Here is a 19,701-nt window from a genome sequence, read left to right as displayed (position 1 = left end):
TCGACTAGCATCCTTGCGGCTTGCCTGGTTCGGACAGTCCGGCCGGGTCCGTGGGGGAATTTGATGACCAGTTTTCTATCGCGCCTCGGCCTTGCCGGCGCAGCCTTGGTTCTTGCTCACATCGCGCCGGTGGCGGCGCAGGGCCAGGCCCCGATCCCGCTGCCGGACGCGATCCGCAGCGCCGGCACGATCCGCGTCGGCATCGAGGCGACCTATCCGCCGATGGCCTACAAGGACCCGGCGACCAATGAGCGCCGCGGCCTGAATGTCGACCTGGTGACCGCCATCGCCAAGGAATTGAACATCGCCATCCAGTGGGAGGAAATGACCTTCGAGCAATTGATCACCGGCATCACCGCCGGACGGGTCGATTTCAGCGGCAGTTCGATGACCGACCTGCCGGCACGCCGCGAGAAGCTGAGCTTCGTCGACTATATCTCGACCGGCCCGCAGATCTTCACCACCAGCCAGCAGGCCGGCGGCATCGCCACCCCGCTCGACATGTGCGGCAAGTCGATCGCCACGCCGCGCACCACCAATTATTTCCCGACCGCGCAAGCCTGGAGCGAGGCCAATTGCGTCGCCGCCGGCCGGCCGCCGATGCAGGTGATCGGCACGGCGGGCGCCGCCGCCAGTCGCGCCGACCTGCAGCAGGGCCGTGCCAATGCCGCCCTGCTGGGCGCCGAATATGTCACCTATCTGCGCCAGCAGAACCCCGGCGCCTTCGTGGCGGTGGGCGCGCCGATCGGCCGCAACCTTTCCGGCCTCGCCTTTCCGCGCGGCAATCCGGCGCTACGCGACGCCGTCGCGGCGGCGCTGACCCGGCTGATGGCCAACGGCACCTATCTGGCGCTGTTGAAAAAACATGGGCTGGAAAGCCAGGCCCTGACCGAAGTCGGTATCGACGCCGGCCAGTGAGGCAGATCGGAACGTCCTCCACGGTGGGAATTGCGTGGGGGACATACAGGCTTGGCCTCTCGCCGGCGAGGGGAACAACACCGACGGTGCAACGCCGACGCGTCGCCCACCACCTCGTCATGGCCGTGCTTGTGACGGCCATCCACGTCTTCGACGGTCAAGGTCATGCGTGGATGGCCGGCACGAGGCCGGCCATGACGGATGGGGTGGCGAGGTTGGATAAGGCCTCCTCCCCTGGTCCTGATGTGAAGTCGGTGGTTCCTGTGCGAGACTTTGAGGACGCGAACCCCATCCGATCCCCCGAAACTTGCCAAGCCGCCTTGCCCGTGACGAAATCGCCAGTGACATAGCATCTCCGCCTGCCTATGGGTGGCGCATCACTTGTGGCACTCTGCCGGTCCGGCGGGTCAAAGCTCGGTCGGAACAGATGGTCACCATTCGCTCGAAGACGTTCGACATCCTGTTCGGCCTGTGGACCGCGCTGTTCGGCGCTTTCATTCCGGTGCTCATGCTGGTCGGCTCGCCGCGCATGGTCCGCTCGGTGTCGCGGCGCTGGGTGCGCGGCGCGCTGTTCCTTCTGAAACATGTCGTCGGGCTCGATTATGTCGAGCGTGGCCTGGAAAACCGGCCAGCCGGCCCCTGCATCGTCTTGAGCAACCACCAGTCGACCTGGGAGACGCTGGCCGCCAACGTGCTGTTTCCCGATGTCGCCGTGGTCGCCAAGAAGGAATTGCTCAAGGTGCCGGTGTTCGGCTGGTATCTGAGAAACCAGCCGATGATCACCATCGACCGGGAGCTCGGCACCCAGGCGCTGCGCAGGATGATCGACGGCGCGAAGACGGCGCTGGCCGAGGGCCGGCCGGTTCTGGTCTTTCCGGAAGGCACGCGCAAGAGCCCGGACGAACCGATCGACTTCAAGCGCGGCGTCGAGATGATCTATGCAAGGCTCGACGTGCCGGTGCTGCCGGTGGTGGTGAATTCGGGCCGTTTCTGGGGCATTTCCGGCGGCGCCCGGCGCCCCGGCACCATTGTCGTGTCCTATCTGCCGGCGATACCGCCAGGCCTGACCGGCAATGAAATGGTCGAGCGGGCCACGGCCGCGATGGAAGCCGAGCGGCTCAGGATCGGCTGACCGGCCAACCAGCCGAGGCTGCTCCGGCGCGCCCGGCGAAACTCCGTACCGTCCTGATCTCGTGCAACGGGCGGCCAGCCATCGGTCGGCCGCGCCGCATCGCCGCGCCATACGAACAATTCCGGACAGAGCCGCTCGGCGTTTGACAGCGCCGTGACATTCGCACTATTTTCATATTATAGAACTCAAGTTCCATTTTATGGAACAAATGAAAGGCGTGGCCCGCATGTCCATCCTTTCCAGCGCGGCCGATGTGCTCCGTTGTTTCTCCGTCACCCGCAACGAGCTGACGGTGACCGAAGTGTCGTCGGTGCTCGGCCTGCCGAAGAGCAATGTGTCGCGCCTGCTGCGCGCAATGCGCGATGCCGGATTTCTGGAAACCGTGGGCGAAACCAAACGCTACCGGCCCGGCCTGCTGCTGCACCAGACCGGCCACATCTATCGCTTCGCGACCTCGCTGATCGACCGGACCGACGCGATCGTGGCGCGGGTCGCGGCCGAGATCGGCCATACCGGCTATATCAGCATGCGGCGCGGCGGCGAGGTGGTCGGCATCACCGTGCACCCCGGCCGCAACATCCTGCGCGTGGTCTCGACCATCGGCGACCGGATCTCGGCCTTTGCCAGCAGCACCGGCCGCGCCCTGCTCGCCCGGCTGCCCGATGACGAGGTGCGCAAGCTCTACGCCCAGGGTTTCGTGCCGCCGTCTGCCACCGCGCCGCAGACGCTCGACGACCTGATCACGCGGCTTGCCGCGATCCGCCGGGCGGGCTTTGCCGAATCCCATGACGAGGCGGTGCGCGGGGTCGGCGCCATCTCGGTCGCCGTCGGCGATCCCGTCACCGGCGACGAGGCCGCGCTGTGCATTTCTTATCCCGCATCCACCGTCACGCCGCATGAGCGGACCCGGATCATCGCGGCGCTCGGCGAAGGGGCCGCCGAGATCGCCGCCGTGATCGGCGACAAGCGTTTTATTCCCGTGAGATTTCCTATTGAGGAGAAGAGCTTATGACCCAGCGTTGGCGCATCGGCTTCGACATCGGCGGAACCTTCACCGATTTCATCCTCTATGACGGCGTCGAGAAATCGGTCCGCCTGCACAAGCGCCTGACCACGCCGCACGATCCGTCCGAGGCAGCCCTGATCGGGCTCGAGGAACTGGTCGCCATGGCCGGCATCACGCTTGGCGAGGTATCCGAGATCGTCCACGGCACGACGCTGGTGACCAATGCGGTGATCGAGCGCAAGGGCGCCAAGCTCGGCCTGATCACCACGCGCGGCTTCCGCGACATCCTGGAGATGGGCACCGAGCAGCGCTACGACATCTATGACCTGTTCCTGGCCTTCCCCGAGCCCTTCGTGACGCGCGACCTCAGGCTGGAGGTCGCCGAGCGGATCGATCGTGACGGCGCCGTCGTCACCGCCCTGGACGAGAAGGCGGTGCGCGCCCAGGCCGAACGGCTCGCCGCCGCCGGCTGCCAGGCGATCGCCATTTGCTTCCTCAACAGCTATCGCAACCCGCAGCACGAACAGGCGGCCGGCCGGATCGTGCGCGAGGCCTTGCCTCAGCTGACCGTGTCGCTGTCGAGCGAAGTGGTTGCCGAGATCTGGGAATATCAGCGCTTCGTCACCACCTGCGCCAACGCCTATGTCCAGCCCTTGATGCACAGCTACCTGGCGCGCCTGCAGCGTGAGCTCGAAGCCCGTTCGTTCACCGGCGCGCTCCGCCTGATGCATTCGGCCGGCGGGCTGGTGTCGCCCGAGACCGCCCGCACCTTGCCGATCCGCTTGCTGGAGAGCGGGCCGGCCGGTGGCGGCCTGGCCACCGCCCTGTTCGGCGAGCTTGCCGGCCACAAGGACGTCATTTCTTTCGACATGGGCGGCACGACGGCCAAGGCCTGCATGATCGAGAACGGCCGCGCCGAGATCGCCCAGATGATCGAGGCCGGCCGGGTCAACCGCTTCGCCAAGGGGTCCGGCCTGCCGATCAAGGCGCCGGTCATCGACATGATCGAGATTGGCGCCGGCGGCGGCTCGATCGCGGCGATCGACGAGGTCGGCCTGTTGAAGGTCGGCCCGCATTCGGCCGGCTCCGATCCGGGCCCGGCCTGCTACGGCATGGGCGGCACGAGGCCAACCGTAACCGACGCCAACCTGGTGCTCGGCTATTATGATCCCGGCTTCTTCCTCGGCGGGCGCATGGCGCTCGACGCCAAGGCCGCCGCCGACGCCATCGCAACGGTTGCCGCCCCGCTCGACCTGACGGTCGAGGAGGCCGCCTGGGGCATCCACAAGGTGGTGGTCGAGAGCATGGCGGCCGCCGCCCGCGTCCACCTGGTCGAGAAGGGCAAGGATCCCCGCCGCTACGCCATGGTCGGTTTCGGCGGCGCCGGCCCGGCCCATGCCGCCGACGTGGCGCGCGTGCTCGGCGTCAAGGAAGTGATCATTCCGCCAGCCTCGGGCGCGGCTTCCGCGCTCGGCTTCCTGGTCGCGCCGCTGTCCTTCGACATGGTCCGTTCGCTGCCGGTGGAATTTTCCGAGGGCTTCGATGCGGCCGGTGTCAACGCGCTCCTGACCGAGCTCGAGGCCGAAGGCCGCCGCCATCTGGTCGAGGCCGGCGTCAAACCCGACGACATCACGGTGGAGCGCGGCGCCGACATGCGCCTGGTCGGCCAGATGCACGACATTGCCGTGCCGCTGCCGGGCGGCGCCATCAGCGCGGCGAGCCTCGGCGCCATCCGCCAAGCCTTCACCACGGTCTATTCGTCGCGCTACACCTCGGTCTATGAGGGCGCGCGCCTGGAGGCGATCAATTTCCGCGTCCGCTGCGCCGGTCCCGCCGCGACGCTGTCGCTATCAGGGGCAACCGGCGGCGGCGATGCCGGCGCCAAGATCAAAGGCACGCGCCGCGCCTGGTTCGACGGCGGCTGGCAGGATGCCACCGTCTATGACCGCTATGCCCTGCGCCCGGGCGACAGGCTGGCCGGCCCGGCCATTATCGAGGAGCGGGAAGCCACCACCATCGTGCCGCCCGGCGACCACGTCACGGTCGATGAGGTGCTCGACCTGATCATCGCCATCGGCCAGGCCGACGCGGTCGAGACGGTGATATCAGCCGACATGCCGGTGGCGGAAGCCGCCCGCCGGATCGAGGCCGATCCGATCGCGCTGGAGATCATGTGGAGCCGCCTCGTCAATGTCGTCGAGGAAATGTGGCTGACCGTCTGCCGCACCGCCTTCTCGCTGGTGATCTCGGAAGCGCAGGATTTCGCCTGCGAACTGCTCGATCCAGAAGGCGAGACGCTGGCGCACAGCCCGCGCGCCATGCCGGTGTTCAACCTGACCCTGCCGCGCGCGGTGAAGGCGCTGCTCGCGCGTTATCCCGCCGAGACGCTGAAGCCCGGCGACGTGCTGATCACCAATGATCCCTGGCTCTGCGCCGGCCACCTGTTCGACATCGCCGTGGTGACGCCGGTGTTCATGGGCGACCGGGTGGTCGGCCTGATGGGCACGGTCGGCCATGTCTCCGACATCGGCGGCACCAAGGACAGCATGCGGGCGCGCGAGATCTATGAGGAAGGTTTCCAGATCCCGCCGATGAAGCTCTACGAGGCGGGCAAGCCGAACGAGACCTTGCTGCGGCTGCTCGGCGAGAATGTCCGCAATTCCGAACAGGTGCTGGGCGACCTGCATTCCTTCGTCGCCGCCAACGCCATCGGCGCCGAGCGGCTGGCATCCTTCATGGCCGATTACGGCATGCAGGACCTGCGGGCGCTGGCTTCCGTCGTCCAGAACCGCTCGGAAAAGGCCATGCGCGAGGCGATCGCGGCGCTGCCCGACGGCATCTATCACGGCACGGTCACCAACAATCCCCTGGGCACGCCGATGACCTATCCGCTGGCGCTGACGGTGAAGGGCGAGACCATCGAGCTCGACTTCGCCGGCGCTCCCGCGCAATTGCCGCAAGGCGGGCTCAACTGCACGCTGAACTACACCACGGCGCACGCGACCTACCCGTTGAAATGCATGCTGACGCCGAATGTGCGCGGCAATGCCGGCTGCTACCGCGCCTTCACGGTGAAGGCGCCGGAGGGTTCGATCCTCAACTGCGACAAGCCGATGGCGGTGAACCTGCGGACCCGCACCGGCTGGTATATCGCACCCAACATCTTCCGGGCGCTGTCCAAGGCGGCGCCGACCCAGGTCCAGGCTTTCACCGGCCTGCCGGTGGCGGCCAATGTCTATGGCCGCGACCGCGCCGGCGACACCTATTCGGACATGCTGTTCATGGGTGGCGGCCAGGGCGGCTCGGCCCATGGCGACGGCAAGTCGGGCCTGCTCTATCCGACCTCGGCGGCCAATACCTCGATCGAGACCTTCGAGGCGCGCGTGCCGGTGCTGGTGATCGAGAAGACCTATATCGCCGATTCCGGCGGCGCCGGCCGGCATCGCGGCGGCCTCGGCCAGCAGGTCAGGCTGCGCAAGCTGACCGATGACGGCCTGCCGACGCTGGTCTCGGTCTATCCGGAAGGGGTCAACAATCCGATCCCCGGCCTGTTCGGCGGCAAGGCGGGCGGCGGCGCGTCCGGCCGCGTGCTTGATGACACCGGCCACCTGATCAAGGATTGCGGCACCGGCGAACTGGTTCAGATCGACAAGCCCCACGAGGTGGTCGAGGTCGTGCTGGCCGGCGGCGCCGGCTATGGCGATCCGGCCGAGCGCCCGCGCGAGGCGGTCGCCGCCGACGTCGCGTTCGGGCTGGTCACACCGGACGCCGCCAAGCGCGATTACGGCTTGCATGGCGCGGAACCGCGGCGCGCGGTCGCCGCGGAGAAGTCCGGCATTCTGGTTGCATGACGACCGGCCGGTCGCGGGCGACGGCGATCGGCCCATCACGGCCAAAAAACGAGGGGACCTTCCACATGAGCGATATCAACCAGCCGGCGCCCGAGGGGGCATCCCGGCGCCATCCGAGCCTGTTCGACCCGGCCACTTTCGTGCTGATCGGCATCCTGTCGATCTTCGGAGCGATCATCGGCATGCAATTGCTGGTGTCGCTCGGCGTCACCGCCAACACCTCGCTGATCGGCGCCATGGCCGCCATGGCGCTGGCCCGCGTGCCGGTGGGCCTGTTCATGCGCTATCGCTCGATCCATGTGCAGAACCTGGCGCAGAGCGCCATTTCGTCAGCAACCTTCGGCGCGGCGAACAGCCTGCTCCTGCCGATCGGCGTGCCGTTCCTGCTCGGCCGGCCGGACCTGATCCTGCCGATGTTTGCCGGCGTCTTCCTGGCCATGCTGCTCGACGCCTATCTGCTCTACCGGATGTTCGACAGCCGGGTGTTTCCGGCGACCGGCGCCTGGCCGCCGGGCGTTGCCGCGGCCGAGGCGATCAAGGCCGGCGATGAGGGCGGGCGCAAGGCCGTGCTGATGGGCATCGGCGTGGGCTTCGGCCTGATCGGCGCCTTTTTCCGGATCCCGATGTCGGCCTTCGGCGTCGCCTTCATCGGCAATATCTGGGCGCTGTCGATGTTCGGCGTCGGCCTCTTGCTGCGCGGCTATTCCGGCGACCTGTTCAACAACACCCTGTTCGCGTCGCTGATCCCGCGCGGCGACCTGATGGCTGCCTATATCCCGCACGGCTTCATGATCGGCGCCGGCATCGTCGCGCTGATCCAGGTCGGCCAGATCTTGATGGCGCGCGACAGCGCCACGGCGGCTGAGACCGCTGGCCGGCCCGATGCCGAAGTCAGGCGCGCGCTCGGCCTCGGCACGGCAGGCTATCTCGCCATCGCGGTGTTCCTGGCGATCGCCGGCGGGCTCGCCAGCGACATGTCGATCGGCATGCTGATCCTGTTCGTGCTCTATGCCGCTTTCGCGGCCTATGTTCACGAGCTGATCGTCGGCCTCGCCGCCATGCATTCCGGCTGGTTCCCGGCTTTCGCCGTGGCCCTGATCACCTTGATCATCGGCATGCTCATCGGTTTCCCGCTGCCGGCCTTGGCGCTGCTGGTCGGCTTCTCGGCGGCCACCGGACCCGCCTTTGCCGACATGGGTTATGACCTGAAGGCCGGTTATCTGTTGCGCGGCAATGGCGCCGACCCGGCCTTCGAACGGGATGGCCGCCGCCAGCAGCTGTTCGCCGCCATGCTCGCCTTCGTGGTCGCCGGCATCGTCGTGTTGTTCAGCTACCAGACCTATTTCGCCCAGAACCTGATCCCGCCGGTCGACCGGGTCTATGCCGCCACCATCCGCGCCGGAGTGGCGCCGGGCGTCGCCTGGTCCTTGTTCATCTGGGCGATCCCCGGCGCGATCCTGCAATTCGTCGGCGGGCCGAAGCGCCAGATCGGCGTGTTGTTCGCCACCGGCCTGTTGATCAACTTCCCGGCGGCCGGCTGGGCGGTGCTGGTCGGCATCGCCGCGCGGCTCATCTGGGAGCGGCTGCGCGGCAAGGACAGCGATGGCGACATGGAAGTGTTCGCCGCCGGCATCATCGCCGGCGACGCGCTGTTCAACTTCTTCGACTCGGTGATCAAGAACCTCAGGCGCTGAGCCCTCGGGCCCGGCGCCGCCAACCGCCAAGGAACAGACGATGAGCCTCTCGCAAACCCTCCAGGTGTTCGACGCTTTCGACAGCGCCTATGCCTCGGGCCAGACCGTGGTCGATCTGTTCGCCCGCTTCCCGGACGCCAAAGTCAGCGTCCGGGAAATCTCTGGGCCGAAAGGCAAGACCGATTTCGTCAAGATCGTCCTGCCTGGCCTGACCGGCCGGACCGGCGGCGGCGCGACCCCGACGCTCGGCGTGGTCGGCCGCCTCGGCGGCATCGGCGCGCGGCCGAGCCGGATCGGCCTGGTCTCCGACGGCGACGGCGCGATCGCGGCGGTGGCGACCGCGCTGAAGCTCGCGGACATGCAGACCAAGGGCGACGCGCTGCCCGGCGACGTGATCGTCACCACCCATGTCTGCCCGGATGCCCCGACCCGGCCGCACCAGCCGGTCGACTTCATGGATTCGCCGGTCGAGACCGAGGACATGAATGCCGAGGAGGTGCTGCCCGAAATGGAGGCGGTGCTGTCGATCGACACCACCAAGGGCAACCGGATCCTCAATCACAAGGGCATCGCCATCTCGCCGACGGTCAAGCAGGGCTATATCCTGCGGGTGGCCGAGGATCTGGTGCGCATCATGGAAATGACCACCGGCCGACCGGCGGTGACCTTCCCGATCACCACCCAGGACATCACGCCCTACGGCAATGGCGTCTATCACCTCAACAGCATCCTGCAGCCGTCGATCGCGACCTCGGCCCCGGTGGTCGGCGTAGCCATCGCAGCCGAAAGCGTCGTGCCCGGCTGCGGCACCGGCGCCAGCCACGAGGTCGATATCGCGCTTGCAGTGAAATTCGCGGTCGAGGTCGCCAAGGAATTCACCCGTGGCACCTGCCAGTTCCACGACCCCGCCGAATATCAGCGCCTGATCGCGCTCTACGGCTCGCTCGCCCATCTGCAGAAGCGACAGGACTAGGATCGCCCCATGACCATCCGCAAACTCGGGACGCTCACCATCGGCCAGGCGCCGCGCGCCGACATCACGCCGATCCTCGACGCCCATGTCGACAACGCCTTGCCGCGCATTCATGCCGGCGTGCTCGACGGCCTGACCGCCGGCGAGGTCGCCGAGCAGTTCGCGCCGCGGCCAGGCAAGCCGGTGCTGATCACCCGGCTGCGCGACGGCAGTTCCGTGATCATCGACAAGCAGGCGACCGAGACCGCCGCCCGCGACAAGCTCGCCGCCTTGGAGGCCGAAGGCTGCACGACGGTCGTGATGTTGTGCACCGGCACTTTCGAGACGCTGCATTGCGCGCGGGCGCGGCTGGTCGAGCCGGACCGGATCCTGCCCCCGACAGTGGCGGCCGCGGTCCAGGACGCCCAGGTCGGCATCATCGTGCCGTTGATCGAGCAGATCGACAGCGAGGCGTCGAAATGGGCGGCGCTCGCCCGCCAGCCGATCTATGCCGCCGCTTCGCCTTATGCCGAGGGCCAGGCCGAGCTTGAAGCTGCGGCGCGCGATCTCGCAGCCCGCGGCGCCGACATCCTGCTGATGGACTGCATGGGTTTCCTCGAGCAGCACCGCCAGGTCGTCGCGCAAGCCAGCGGGCTGCCGGTGATCCTGTCGAACGCGCTGATCGCCAAGGTGGTGTCCGAGATCGTCTGATCGGCGCCTGGTTGACCACCGATTTCCGCTGCGGCCATGATGGCGCCCGCGAAGGCAATCGCGGACCAGCCAAGGCCTCGCCGATGACCTCACCACCGGAGACAGCGTCGGACGTTTCCGCCGCAGCCGCCCGCCGGTCCGACCGGACCTGGGCGCTGCTGCTGGTCATCGAGACCGTCGCGGCGCTGTCCATCGTGCTGCATATCCAGGCGGCCTTCCAGCGGCTGCTGGATACGCTTGGCCAGCAGCAGCTGATCGAAGCCCGCTTTTATGCGGAGCTCGCCGTGGCCACTTTGGTCATTCAGCTCTGCTACTGGGTCCGGCTCCTGCGGCTGCCGGCCGGGCTGGCCTGGCGAAGCGTGCTGATCGGCCATGTCCTGGTCTTCGCCAGCAAGCTCAGCTTCATCTTCGGCGGCGCGCTGTTCTCGGTGGTGTTTTTTCGTCACCTGCCGGAATTCGAGACCTTGCCCGACGCCTTCGGCCTGGCGCTTCGCGGCCTTCTGTTGATCGCCATGCTGTTCTCGCTGTTCTGCTACACGCTGGAGCTCGAGCGCTTCGGCAACGCCCTGCAGGCGCCGCGCGGCTCGCGCCTGATCACCTGATATTGAAGCGGGCAATGGCCCGGCAAGTTCGGGCCCGCGACAATCCGACGCTTCTCCCAACACGGCAGAAACCCAACGCGATCCGTTCAGCGACCCGTGATGACGAGCGGCGGCGTGCGCGCTTGACTATTGCACCGCAATATACATACATACGTGTCTGTATATCACGTTTTGTATCGGTCAATTGGGCCGGCGCAGGACGACCCCAGTCTTTTCAAGCCGCCCGTTCAACGTGCGGCTTTTTCGTCTTTTGCCCGTCAAACCGCGCGCCCGCGCCATTTCCTGGATCCACCATGCGCTTCCAACCCTCGCGACTCATGCTGCCGATCGCCCTCTCGTTCAGCCTGGTGCTGGTGGGGTGCAAGGACGGTCAGCAGGCCCAAGGCGGCCCCGGCATGCCGCCGGCCCCGGTGGCGGTGTTCACCGCGACGCCCGAGGATATCGCGATCACCAACGAGCTGCCCGGCCGTATTGCGCCGACACGCATCGCGCAGGTGAGGCCCAGGGTCTCCGGCATCGTGGTCGAGCGGGTGTTCCAGCAGGGCACGGCGGTGAACGAAGGCGACGTGCTGTACCGGATCGATCCGGCGCCGTTCCGCGTCGAGGTGGAGCGTGCCCAGGCAACGCTGCAGCGCGCCGAGGCGACCCGCATCCAGGCCCAGCAGCAGGCCGAACGTTATGAGCAGCTGCGCGCGCGCAATGTCGCGAGCCCGCAGCAACATGAGAGCGCGGTCGCATCGCTCGCCCAGGCCGATGCCGACGTCGCCAGCGGCAAGGCCGGCCTCGCCGCGGCCCAGCTCAACCTGCAATATACCAATATCACCGCGCCGATCCGCGGCCGCACCGGCCGGGCCCTGGTGACCGAGGGCGCGCTGGTCGCCGCCAACGGCGCCGAGCCGATGACCATCATCCAGCAGCTCGACCCGGTTTATGCCGACTTCACCCAGTCGGCGACCGACCTGGTGCGCCTGCGCCGCGCGCTGCAGGCCGGCGCGCTGGAAGCGACCGGGCAGGACGAGGCGCGGGTGCGCCTGGTGCTCGACGACGGCAGCGTCTATCCGCATCCCGGCCGCCTGCTGTTCTCCGAGGCAACCGTCGACACGACCACCGGCCAGGTGACGCTGCGCGGCGAGTTCCCCAACCCCAATGGCGACCTCTTGCCGGGCCTATATGTCCGCGTGCGGATCGAGCAGGGCGTCGAGCGCAACGCCATTGCCGTGCCGCAGCAGGCGGTGCAGCGCGACAATGCCGGCCGGCCCCAGGTCTATGTCGTCAAGCCGGACGACACGACCGAGCTCAGGACGGTGACCTCCAACCGGGTGGTCAACGGCCGCGCCGTCATCAACGAGGGCCTGAAGGCCGGCGAACGGGTGGTGGTCGACGGCTTCCAGCGGCTGCGCCCGGGCGCCAAGGTCAATGCAACGGCCTGGGTGCCGCCGGCTCAGACGACCGCCGCGGCCAGCAACACCACCGTTCAGTAAGGTCGGCACGCCATGCCTCAATTTTTCATCGAACGCCCGATCTTTGCGTGGGTCGTCGCGCTTTTCATCATGCTGGCCGGCGCGATCGCCGTGCCGCTGCTGCCGATCGCGCAATATCCGACCGTCGCGCCGCCGCAGATCTCGATCACCGCCAGCTATCCCGGCGCCTCGCCTGAGAACGTCTATCAGGCGGTGACCCGGCCGATCGAAGAAGAGCTGAACGGCATTGTCGGCCTGCTCTATTTCGAATCGACCTCGGACACCTCGGGCTCGGTCGAAATCACCGCCACCTTCCAGCCGGGCACCAATCCGGCCCAGGCGGCGGTCGACGTGCAGAACCGTGTCCGCCGCGTCGAGCCGCGCCTGCCCCGGTCGGTCGCCCAGCAGGGCGTCCAGGTCGAGCAGGCGAGCTCGAGCTTCCTGATGGTGGTCTCGCTGACCTCGTCCGACGGCTCGGTCGACGATATCGGGCTCGGCGACTACATGATGCGCAACATCATCGGCGAGGTTCGCCGCATTCCCGGCGTCGGCAAGGCGCAGCTGTTTGCGACCGAGCGCTCGATGCGCATCTGGATCGACCCGGACCGGCTGGTCGGCCTCAACATGACCGCCACCGACGTGGTCGCGGCGATCACCGCGCAGAACGCCCAGGTTGCCGCCGGCAGCATCGGCGCGCTGCCCAACCCGATCACCCAGCAGATCTCCGCGACCGTGCTGGTCAAGGGCCAGCTGACCTCGCCCGAGGAGTTCGGCGCGATCGTCATGCGCGCCAATCCCGATGGTTCGGCGGTGCGGCTGCGCGATGTCGCGCGCGTCGAGGTCGGCGGCCTGTCCTACAGTTTCTCGTCGCGCCTCAACGGCAAGCCGAGCGCGGCGATCGGCGTCCAGCTGTCGCCGACCGGCAATGCCATGGCGACGTCGGAAGCGGTGACCGCGCGGCTGAAGGAGCTCGCCGTCTATTTCCCGCCGGGCGTCGAATTCTCGGTGCCCTACGACACCTCGCCCTTCGTCAGGGCCTCGATCCAGAAGGTCGTGGAGACACTGGCGGAAGCCATGCTTCTGGTCTTCCTGGTGATGTTCCTGTTCCTGCAGAACATCCGCTACACGCTGATCCCGGCCCTGGTGGTTCCGGTGGCCCTGCTCGGCACCTGCGCCGCCATGCTGGCCTTCGGCTTCTCGATCAACGTGCTGACCATGTTCGGCATGGTGCTGGCGATCGGCATCCTGGTCGACGACGCGATCGTCGTGGTCGAGAATGTCGAGCGCATCATGGCCGAGGAAGGCCTGTCGCCGAAGGAAGCGACCAAGAAGGCGATGGGCCAGATCACCGGCGCCATCATCGGCATCACGCTGGTGCTGGTGGCGGTGTTCATTCCCATGGCCTTCTTCCCGGGCGCGGTCGGCGTCATCTACAAGCAGTTCAGCATCACCATGGTGGTGTCGATCCTGTTCTCGGCCCTGCTGGCGCTGAGCCTGACGCCGGCGCTCTGCGCCTCGTTCCTGAAGCCGATCCCGGCCGAACATCATGAGAAGCGCGGCTTTTTCGGCTGGTTCAACCGCTCGTTCAACCGGACCTCGCATGCTTATAGCGGTTTCGTCGGCAAGCTGATCCGGCGCGCCGGGCGCTATATGATCATCTATGCCGCCCTGCTCGCCGGGCTCGGCTACCTGTTCGTCCGGCTGCCGACCGCCTTCCTGCCTGACGAAGACCAGGGTTATGTGATTGTCAACTTCCAGGCGCCCTCGGATGCCACCGCCAACCGCACGCTGAGCGCCATCGAGGCGGCGGAGAAGCATTTCCTGGCCGAGCCGGGGGTGGCCCGCATCATCGCGATCTCGGGCTTCAGCTTCTTCGGCACCGGCCAGAACGCCGCGCTCGCCTTCGTCACCTTGAAGGACTGGAGCGAACGCGGCCCGAAAGACAGCGCCGCTCAGATCGCCATGCGCGGCAGCATCGCGCTGTCGCAGGTGCGCGACGCGATCGTCTTCGGCCTGTCGCCGCCGCCGATCCAGGGCCTTGGCAATTCCAACGGCTTCGCGTTCCGGCTGCAGGCCCGCGCCGGCCAGAACCAGCAGCAGTTGGCCGAAGCGCGCGACCAGTTGCTGGGTGCCGCGCAGAAGAGCCCGATCCTCAGCCAGCTGTTCGTCGAAGGCTTGCCCGACGCTGCCCAGGTCAACCTGGTCATCGACCGCGAAAAGGCCAATACGTTCGGCGTCACCTTCGCCGACATCAACGCCACGCTGACCACCAATCTCGGCTCGGCCTATGTCAACGACTTCCCCAATGGCGGCCGGCAGCAGCGCGTCCTGGTGCAGGCCGAAGCAACCAGCCGCATGCAGACCGCCGACCTGTTGACGCTCAACGTGCGCAACACCAATGGCGGCATGGTGCCGCTGTCGGCCTTCGCACGCATCGAGTGGCAGCGCGGGTCGTCGCAGATCATCGGCTATAATGGCTATCCGGCGGTGCGCATCAGCGGTCAGGCCGCGCCCGGCTATTCGTCGGGTGACGCCATTGCCGAGATGCAGAAGCTCGCCGGCGAACTGCCGCTCGGTTTCGGCTATGAGTGGACCGGCCAGTCGCTGCAGGAAATCCAGTCGGGTTCGCTGGCGCCGCTCTTGATCGCGCTGTCCTGCATCCTGGTCTTCCTCTGCCTGGCAGCTCTCTATGAGAGCTGGTCGATCCCGATCTCGGTCATGCTGGTGGTGCCGCTCGGCGTCATCGGCTCGGTGCTGGCGGTGACGCTGCGCGACATGCCGAACGACGTCTATTTCAAGGTCGGCCTGATCGCGATCATCGGACTTTCGGCCAAGAACGCGATCCTGATCATCGAGTTCGCCAAGGACCTGAGAGCCCAAGGCAAGGGCCTGCTGGAAGCGACGGTCGAAGCGACGCACCTGCGCTTCCGGCCGATCATCATGACCTCGCTCGCCTTCGCGCTCGGCGTCTTGCCGCTGGCGATCGCCAGCGGCGCCAGCGCCGGCAGTCAGCAGGCGATCGGTACCGGCGTGCTCGGCGGCATGATCACGGCCACCGTGCTCGCGGTGTTCTTCGTGCCGATCTTCTTCGTCGTGGTGTCGCAGCTGTTCGGCGGCCGGGACAAGACTACGGATAGCACGCCGGCCGACCAGCCGACGCCCGGCGACCATGCCGCGCCCGCCAGCCGGCAGACCGAGCCGAACCCGAGCCACTAGGCCGATCCAGCCGGTTGCGGCCGCGGCACTGCCGCGGCCGCCTCGCGCATGCAGGCCTTGCCTGCACCAGACCGCTCGATGCGGAGACAGGACGGAGCCGTGCGCAGGACCAAGGCCGACGCTGGAGAGACGCGGCAGAGCATCATGGATGCCGCGGAACGCCTGTTCTTCGCCAACGGGGTGGCGGATACCTCGCTCGAACAGATCGCGGCGGAGGCCGGCGTCACGCGTGGCGCCATCTACTGGTATTTCGCCAACAAGACCGAGCTGTTCCTGGCGATGCACGACAGCGTGCCGCTGCTGTGGGAAGAGGTGATCGCCCGCGCGGTGGTCGAGGGCCATCCGGATCCGCTGACGCTTTTGGAAAATATCGCGCTGGACAGCCTGCAGCTGCTGGCCAGCGACGAGCGCCGCCAGCGCATCTACCGGATCATGACGCGCTGCGAGTACCAGGGCGATATGGCGCGCGTGCTCGACCGGCAGCAGGAGGCGATGACGCGCCAGCGCTCGCTGTTCATCGCCGCCTTCAAGCTGGCCAGCCAGAAAGGCCAGCTGAGCGCCTCGTGGCATCCGGAGACGGCCGCCCGCACCTTCGACTGGCTGTTCTGCGGCATGGTGATGGAATGGCTGCATTTCGACCAGCATTTCGACCTGGTCGCCTGCGGCGCGACCAGCATACGCCGCCTGTTCGCCGAGTTCCGGACGACCGTCGCACGAGAGGTCGCGACCGCCTAACCGGAAATCCGGATGCCGGTTCGCTCGGCGATCGCCTTGAAGCGCCTCAACTCAGCCTCGACCAGTTCGCGCGCCGCGTGCGGCGTGTTGACCCCGGCCCAGGCCTCCATGCCGGCGCCGACGAAGCGCTGCCTCAGGCCCTCCTGCAGGATGCCCTTGGCGGCGGCCTGGTTGAGCTTGGCGACGATCGGCTGAGGCAGGCCCGCCGGCGCATGCAAGAGATAGTGGATGTTCAGTTCCATCGCGGGCACGCCGGCTTCGATGAAGGTCGGCACGTCAGGGAATTGCGAGAACCGGACCGGGCTGGTGACGGCGAGCGCGCGGACCATCTGGCCCTCGATCAGGCCGGCGGCCGAGCCGAGCGAGGCGACGCCCCAGGCGGTCTCGTTCTTCGCCACGCTCAGCACCGCCGGTGCGCCGCCACGATAGGGAATATGCGGCGACCTGGCGCCCGGCCCGAGCGTGTGGCGCAGCAGTTCAGCGCCGATATGCGGGATCGAGCCGGCCCCGGAGCTCGAGAAGCTCAGGCTTTCCGAGCGCGGCGAGCCTAGCACGGCGAGCGCCTCGGCCAAGGTCTGGGCCGGAAAATCGGGGCTGACGATCAGCACCAGAGGCGAGGTGCAGACCGTCGAGATCCAGGTGAAATCCTCGACCGGCTTATAACGTGTGCCGTCGACATGCATGCTCGGCCAGATCGCGAAGGACGAGGACTCCGACAGCATCAGCGTATAGCCGTCGGCAGCCTGGCGCCTCAGCCATTCGCTCGCCAGCGTGCCGCTGGCGCCGGCCCGGTTTTCGACAATGGCCGTGGCGCCGCCGAGCTCCGTGGACAGCGCCTGGGCGAGCAGGCGCGCCGAGACATCGGTCGAACCACCCGGCGCATAACCATTGACGATCGACACCGCCCGCTCGGGATAGCCGGCGGCCATGGCCCGGGAGGCGAGACAGGGGCCAACGAGCGACGCAAGCGCCAGGCCCCGGACAAGATCGCGGCGATGCATGGTGTCTCTCCCTGGACCCCGGCCCGATCCGGCCCCGAAGCAAGGGCGGCCAAGCCGTTCTTTGTTTTGTCGAAAGGTGAAATGCGAAATGTCCGGCGTCAACGTGGCGGAGCGGCTCGCGCCGAGCCGGTCAGCGCCCCTTGAAGGCCGGTGACCGTTTTTCGTTGAAGGCCAGCACGCCTTCGTGCCGGTCTTCGGTCGGCACCATGCGATTATAGGCCTCGATCTCGAAGGCCAGGCCGTCGCGCAGCGACAGCTGCAGGCCGCGATGGATCGACTGCTTGGCCTGGCGCACCGAGATCGGCGCATTGCGGGCAATGACCGCCGCGGTCGCCAAGGCCGCATCCATCAGACCGGCGGCCGGGACCACCTGATTGACCAGGCCCCAGCCGGCGGCCTCCGCCGCGCTGAACGGCCTGCCGGTCAGGATCAGCTCCTTGGCGCGCCGCTCGCCGAGCGCACGCGCCAGCGTCTGGGTGCCACCGGCGCCCGGCATGATGCCGAGCGTCACCTCGGTCAGCGCGAAGCGGGCGGTCTCGGCCGCATAGAGGAAATCGCAGGCCGCGGTGATCTCGCAGCCGCCACCATAGGCCGCGCCGTTGACCGCTCCGATGACCGGCACCGGGCAATCCAGGATGGCCCGCACCATGCGTTCGAAGATGACATGCTGGCGCGTCCAGGCCTCGTCGGTCATGCCCTTGCGCTCTTTCAGGTCGCCGCCGGCGCAGAACGCCTTGTCGCCGGCACCGGTCAGCACGAGGCATCTGATGTCAGCGGGGTCGAGCGCGACATCCTCGAAGCAGCGCACCAGGTCGCGGCCCATCTGGGTGTTGAGCGCGTTCGACCTGTCGGGCCGGTGCAATTGCACGACGACGACATGCTCCTGGGGCTCGGACAGGCGGAGCGTTTCGAATTCCATCATGGCAGCCATCGGTCTCCGATCATGCGCTTCCAGGGCGTCTTGCGGCGCGCAGCATAGGGCGATCAGGCGGCCGACACAGCGTGCCTGAGGCCGGCCAGCCAATCGCTCACGCGTGGCAGGGCGGCGAGATCGAAACCCTGAGCGAACAGCCGCGCGGCGGTGGCGCTGTCGATGCCGGGCGCCGCGCGCTCCAGGCAATCGGTCCATTTGGCCTCGAGCTGTGCCGGCGTCAGCGGGTCTTCGACCGACCCTGGCGACACCAGGATGGTCTTTGCGAGCCTTGCACCATCGCGCAGCGTCAGCGTCACGGTGACCGGCGCGCTGCCGACGTCGGCCCCCTGCAGCGAGGTGCCGGCGGCCTCGACCACGTCGACATCGCCGAGGCGCGCCTGGATTTCCGGGCGCAGCACGGCGGCATCGGTGAAGCTCTTCAAGTCGATACGCCGGTCGGCAAGGCTCGCGACGATGGCATAGGGCGCGCTGAACAGGGCATTGAGCCCGGACTTCGGGAAAGGGTGAATCAGCGGCCTGGTGCCGCCCGGGGGCATGTCGACCCGCGCCGCCGCCACATCGGCGAGCCCGACGCCGGTTTCGCGGACCATGGCCAGGGTCGCCTCGATCATCCTGTGCAGCAGGTAGCAGCAGGGATAGCGCTTCTGCTCGAAGCCCGGCTCGGTCAGCACGAAAGGCGATCCGAGCGACAGATCGCTCGGCCAGCGATCGGTCTCGCCGCCCGAGAACGCCCTGAGGAAACCGTCCTGCTCGAGCGGTTCGGCGGCGCCTTCGATGCCGGCGGCGGCCCAGCGCGCCGCCTTCAGGCCGTTGGATGCGGCAAGGCCGACATGCAGCGACTTGACCATCGAGCCGAAATTCTTGCGCAGGCCCGAGGCGAGGCTCGCCGCGATCGCCAGGGCATGGACGATCTTGGCCTGGTCGAGCCGCATCAGCCGGGCGGCGGCGGCCGTGGCGCCAATCGTGCCGAGCGTCGCGGTGGCGTGAAAGCCGAGCGCATAGTGGCGAAACCCCATGGCCTGGCCGAGCCGGATCATCACCTCGGTGCCAATAGCGACCGCATCGGCCAGGTCACGGCCGGAGAGGTCGTGCCAAGGCACGGCCGAGAGCGCGGCGCTGAGCACCGGCGCGGTCGGATGGCAGACCGCGAGCATGCTGACATCGTCATAGTCGAGAATATGGCTCGCCATGCCGAACAGCAGCGCGGCATCGTCGGCGCGATAGGCGGCCCCCCAGAGCGAGGCGACCTCGCCGTCCTGACGCGGATCGAGGCTGCGTGCCAGAAGCCTGACCGCCGGTTCCGCGCCGCCGGCGATGGTCACCGCCAGCGTATCGACAATGACGGCAACGGCGCGGCGCTGGGCGAAAGCGTCGACCTGGCCTTCACCGATGAAGCCGGCGAGCCGGCGGGTCAGCGGCAGATCCCGCCCGTCATCGGCAAGGCGCGCGGAAAAAGCGGCATGAGCAGACATGGATCTCTCCATCAGGT

General features: G+C 67.6%; 14 protein-coding genes. 11 read left to right on the top strand and 3 right to left on the bottom strand.

The genetic code is table 11. The annotated features are described in order from the left end of the window. The first annotated feature begins 63 nt into the window (after positions 1-63). The 11 genes from E8M01_RS17895 to E8M01_RS17845 all read left to right on the top strand — a co-directional run bounded on the left by E8M01_RS17895 (position 64) and on the right by E8M01_RS17845 (position 16,277). Positions 64-918 (top strand): ABC transporter substrate-binding protein, encoded by an 855-nt coding sequence (locus E8M01_RS17895; protein ID WP_136961366.1) that lies wholly within the window; start codon positions 64-66, stop codon positions 916-918. Positions 919-1,345: 427 nt separating this feature from the next. Next, a complete protein-coding gene (locus tag E8M01_RS17890; protein ID WP_136961365.1) occupies positions 1,346-2,050 on the top strand; it encodes a lysophospholipid acyltransferase family protein in 705 nt (234 codons plus the stop codon). A 226-nt stretch (positions 2,051-2,276) separates the two neighbouring features. Further along, positions 2,277-3,062 carry an IclR family transcriptional regulator gene (locus E8M01_RS17885; RefSeq protein ID WP_136961364.1) on the top strand — a complete coding sequence of 262 codons (786 nt, stop codon included), beginning with the start codon at positions 2,277-2,279 and terminating at the stop codon, positions 3,060-3,062. Next, on the top strand, positions 3,059-6,907 hold the full coding sequence (locus E8M01_RS17880; protein ID WP_136961363.1) for a hydantoinase B/oxoprolinase family protein: 3,849 nt from the start codon (positions 3,059-3,061) through the stop codon (positions 6,905-6,907). The genes E8M01_RS17885 and E8M01_RS17880 overlap by 4 nt, the downstream gene beginning before the upstream one ends. 65 nt (positions 6,908-6,972) lie before the next feature. Continuing rightward, complete coding sequence (locus E8M01_RS17875) at positions 6,973-8,601, top strand: OPT/YSL family transporter (protein ID WP_136961362.1); 1,629 nt, start codon at positions 6,973-6,975, stop codon at positions 8,599-8,601. A gap of 40 nt (positions 8,602-8,641) precedes the next feature. Next, complete coding sequence (locus E8M01_RS17870; protein WP_136961361.1) at positions 8,642-9,574, top strand: DUF1177 domain-containing protein; 933 nt, start codon at positions 8,642-8,644, stop codon at positions 9,572-9,574. Between the two features lie 9 nt (positions 9,575-9,583). After that, entirely contained in the window at positions 9,584-10,264 is a 681-nt protein-coding gene (locus E8M01_RS17865; protein WP_136961360.1) for an AroM family protein, read from the top strand. 83 nt (positions 10,265-10,347) lie between these two features. Next, a complete protein-coding gene (locus E8M01_RS17860; protein WP_136961359.1) occupies positions 10,348-10,866 on the top strand; it encodes a hypothetical protein in 519 nt (172 codons plus the stop codon). A gap of 293 nt (positions 10,867-11,159) precedes the next feature. Next, positions 11,160-12,347, top strand: coding sequence for an efflux RND transporter periplasmic adaptor subunit (locus tag E8M01_RS17855; RefSeq protein WP_136961358.1), 1,188 nt, complete (start codon positions 11,160-11,162; stop codon positions 12,345-12,347). A gap of 12 nt (positions 12,348-12,359) precedes the next feature. Further along, positions 12,360-15,542: an efflux RND transporter permease subunit gene (locus E8M01_RS17850; protein WP_136961357.1), complete on the top strand. Its 3,183-nt coding sequence runs from the start codon at positions 12,360-12,362 to the stop codon at positions 15,540-15,542. Between the two features lie 99 nt (positions 15,543-15,641). Then, a complete protein-coding gene (locus E8M01_RS17845; RefSeq protein WP_136961356.1) occupies positions 15,642-16,277 on the top strand; it encodes a TetR family transcriptional regulator in 636 nt (211 codons plus the stop codon). On the opposite strand, the gene E8M01_RS17840 is transcribed toward E8M01_RS17845, so the two are convergent. From E8M01_RS17840 to E8M01_RS17830, 3 genes are all read right to left on the bottom strand, one after another. Then, complete coding sequence (locus E8M01_RS17840) at positions 16,274-17,278, bottom strand: Bug family tripartite tricarboxylate transporter substrate binding protein (protein WP_136961355.1); 1,005 nt, start codon at positions 17,276-17,278, stop codon at positions 16,274-16,276. The two genes, E8M01_RS17845 and E8M01_RS17840, sit on opposite strands and share 4 nt — an antisense overlap. A gap of 130 nt (positions 17,279-17,408) precedes the next feature. Next, positions 17,409-18,209 carry an enoyl-CoA hydratase/isomerase family protein gene (locus tag E8M01_RS17835; RefSeq protein WP_246088342.1) on the bottom strand — a complete coding sequence of 267 codons (801 nt, stop codon included), beginning with the start codon at positions 18,207-18,209 and terminating at the stop codon, positions 17,409-17,411. A gap of 53 nt (positions 18,210-18,262) precedes the next feature. Further along, positions 18,263-19,684 (bottom strand): MmgE/PrpD family protein, encoded by a 1,422-nt coding sequence (locus E8M01_RS17830; protein WP_170181949.1) that lies wholly within the window; start codon positions 19,682-19,684, stop codon positions 18,263-18,265. Positions 19,685-19,701: the final 17 nt, after the last annotated feature.

Origin of the sequence: Phreatobacter stygius, from assembly GCF_005144885.1 — a bacterium.
In the GTDB taxonomy this organism is placed as follows: Bacteria; Pseudomonadota; Alphaproteobacteria; order Rhizobiales; family Phreatobacteraceae; genus Phreatobacter; species Phreatobacter stygius.
Note: the sequence above shows the minus strand (reverse complement) of the source record. Positions and strands in the feature narration are given on the sequence as shown.

Excerpts from the sequence above, each read along its gene's own strand:
- E8M01_RS17895 (WP_136961366.1), top strand. The coding sequence starts at position 64 with ATGACCAGTTTTCTATCGCGCCTCGGCCTTGCCGGCGCAGCCTTGGTT.
- E8M01_RS17890 (WP_136961365.1), top strand. The coding sequence starts at position 1,346 with ATGGTCACCATTCGCTCGAAGACGTTCGACATCCTGTTCGGCCTGTGG.
- E8M01_RS17885 (WP_136961364.1), top strand. The coding sequence starts at position 2,277 with ATGTCCATCCTTTCCAGCGCGGCCGATGTGCTCCGTTGTTTCTCCGTC.
- E8M01_RS17880 (WP_136961363.1), top strand. The coding sequence starts at position 3,059 with ATGACCCAGCGTTGGCGCATCGGCTTCGACATCGGCGGAACCTTCACC.
- E8M01_RS17875 (WP_136961362.1), top strand. The coding sequence starts at position 6,973 with ATGAGCGATATCAACCAGCCGGCGCCCGAGGGGGCATCCCGGCGCCAT.
- E8M01_RS17870 (WP_136961361.1), top strand. The coding sequence starts at position 8,642 with ATGAGCCTCTCGCAAACCCTCCAGGTGTTCGACGCTTTCGACAGCGCC.
- E8M01_RS17865 (WP_136961360.1), top strand. The coding sequence starts at position 9,584 with ATGACCATCCGCAAACTCGGGACGCTCACCATCGGCCAGGCGCCGCGC.
- E8M01_RS17860 (WP_136961359.1), top strand. The coding sequence starts at position 10,348 with ATGACCTCACCACCGGAGACAGCGTCGGACGTTTCCGCCGCAGCCGCC.
- E8M01_RS17855 (WP_136961358.1), top strand. The coding sequence starts at position 11,160 with ATGCGCTTCCAACCCTCGCGACTCATGCTGCCGATCGCCCTCTCGTTC.
- E8M01_RS17850 (WP_136961357.1), top strand. The coding sequence starts at position 12,360 with ATGCCTCAATTTTTCATCGAACGCCCGATCTTTGCGTGGGTCGTCGCG.
- E8M01_RS17840 (WP_136961355.1), bottom strand. The coding sequence starts at position 17,278 with ATGCATCGCCGCGATCTTGTCCGGGGCCTGGCGCTTGCGTCGCTCGTT.
- E8M01_RS17835 (WP_246088342.1), bottom strand. The coding sequence starts at position 18,209 with ATGGCTGCCATGATGGAATTCGAAACGCTCCGCCTGTCCGAGCCCCAG.
- E8M01_RS17830 (WP_170181949.1), bottom strand. The coding sequence starts at position 19,684 with ATGTCTGCTCATGCCGCTTTTTCCGCGCGCCTTGCCGATGACGGGCGG.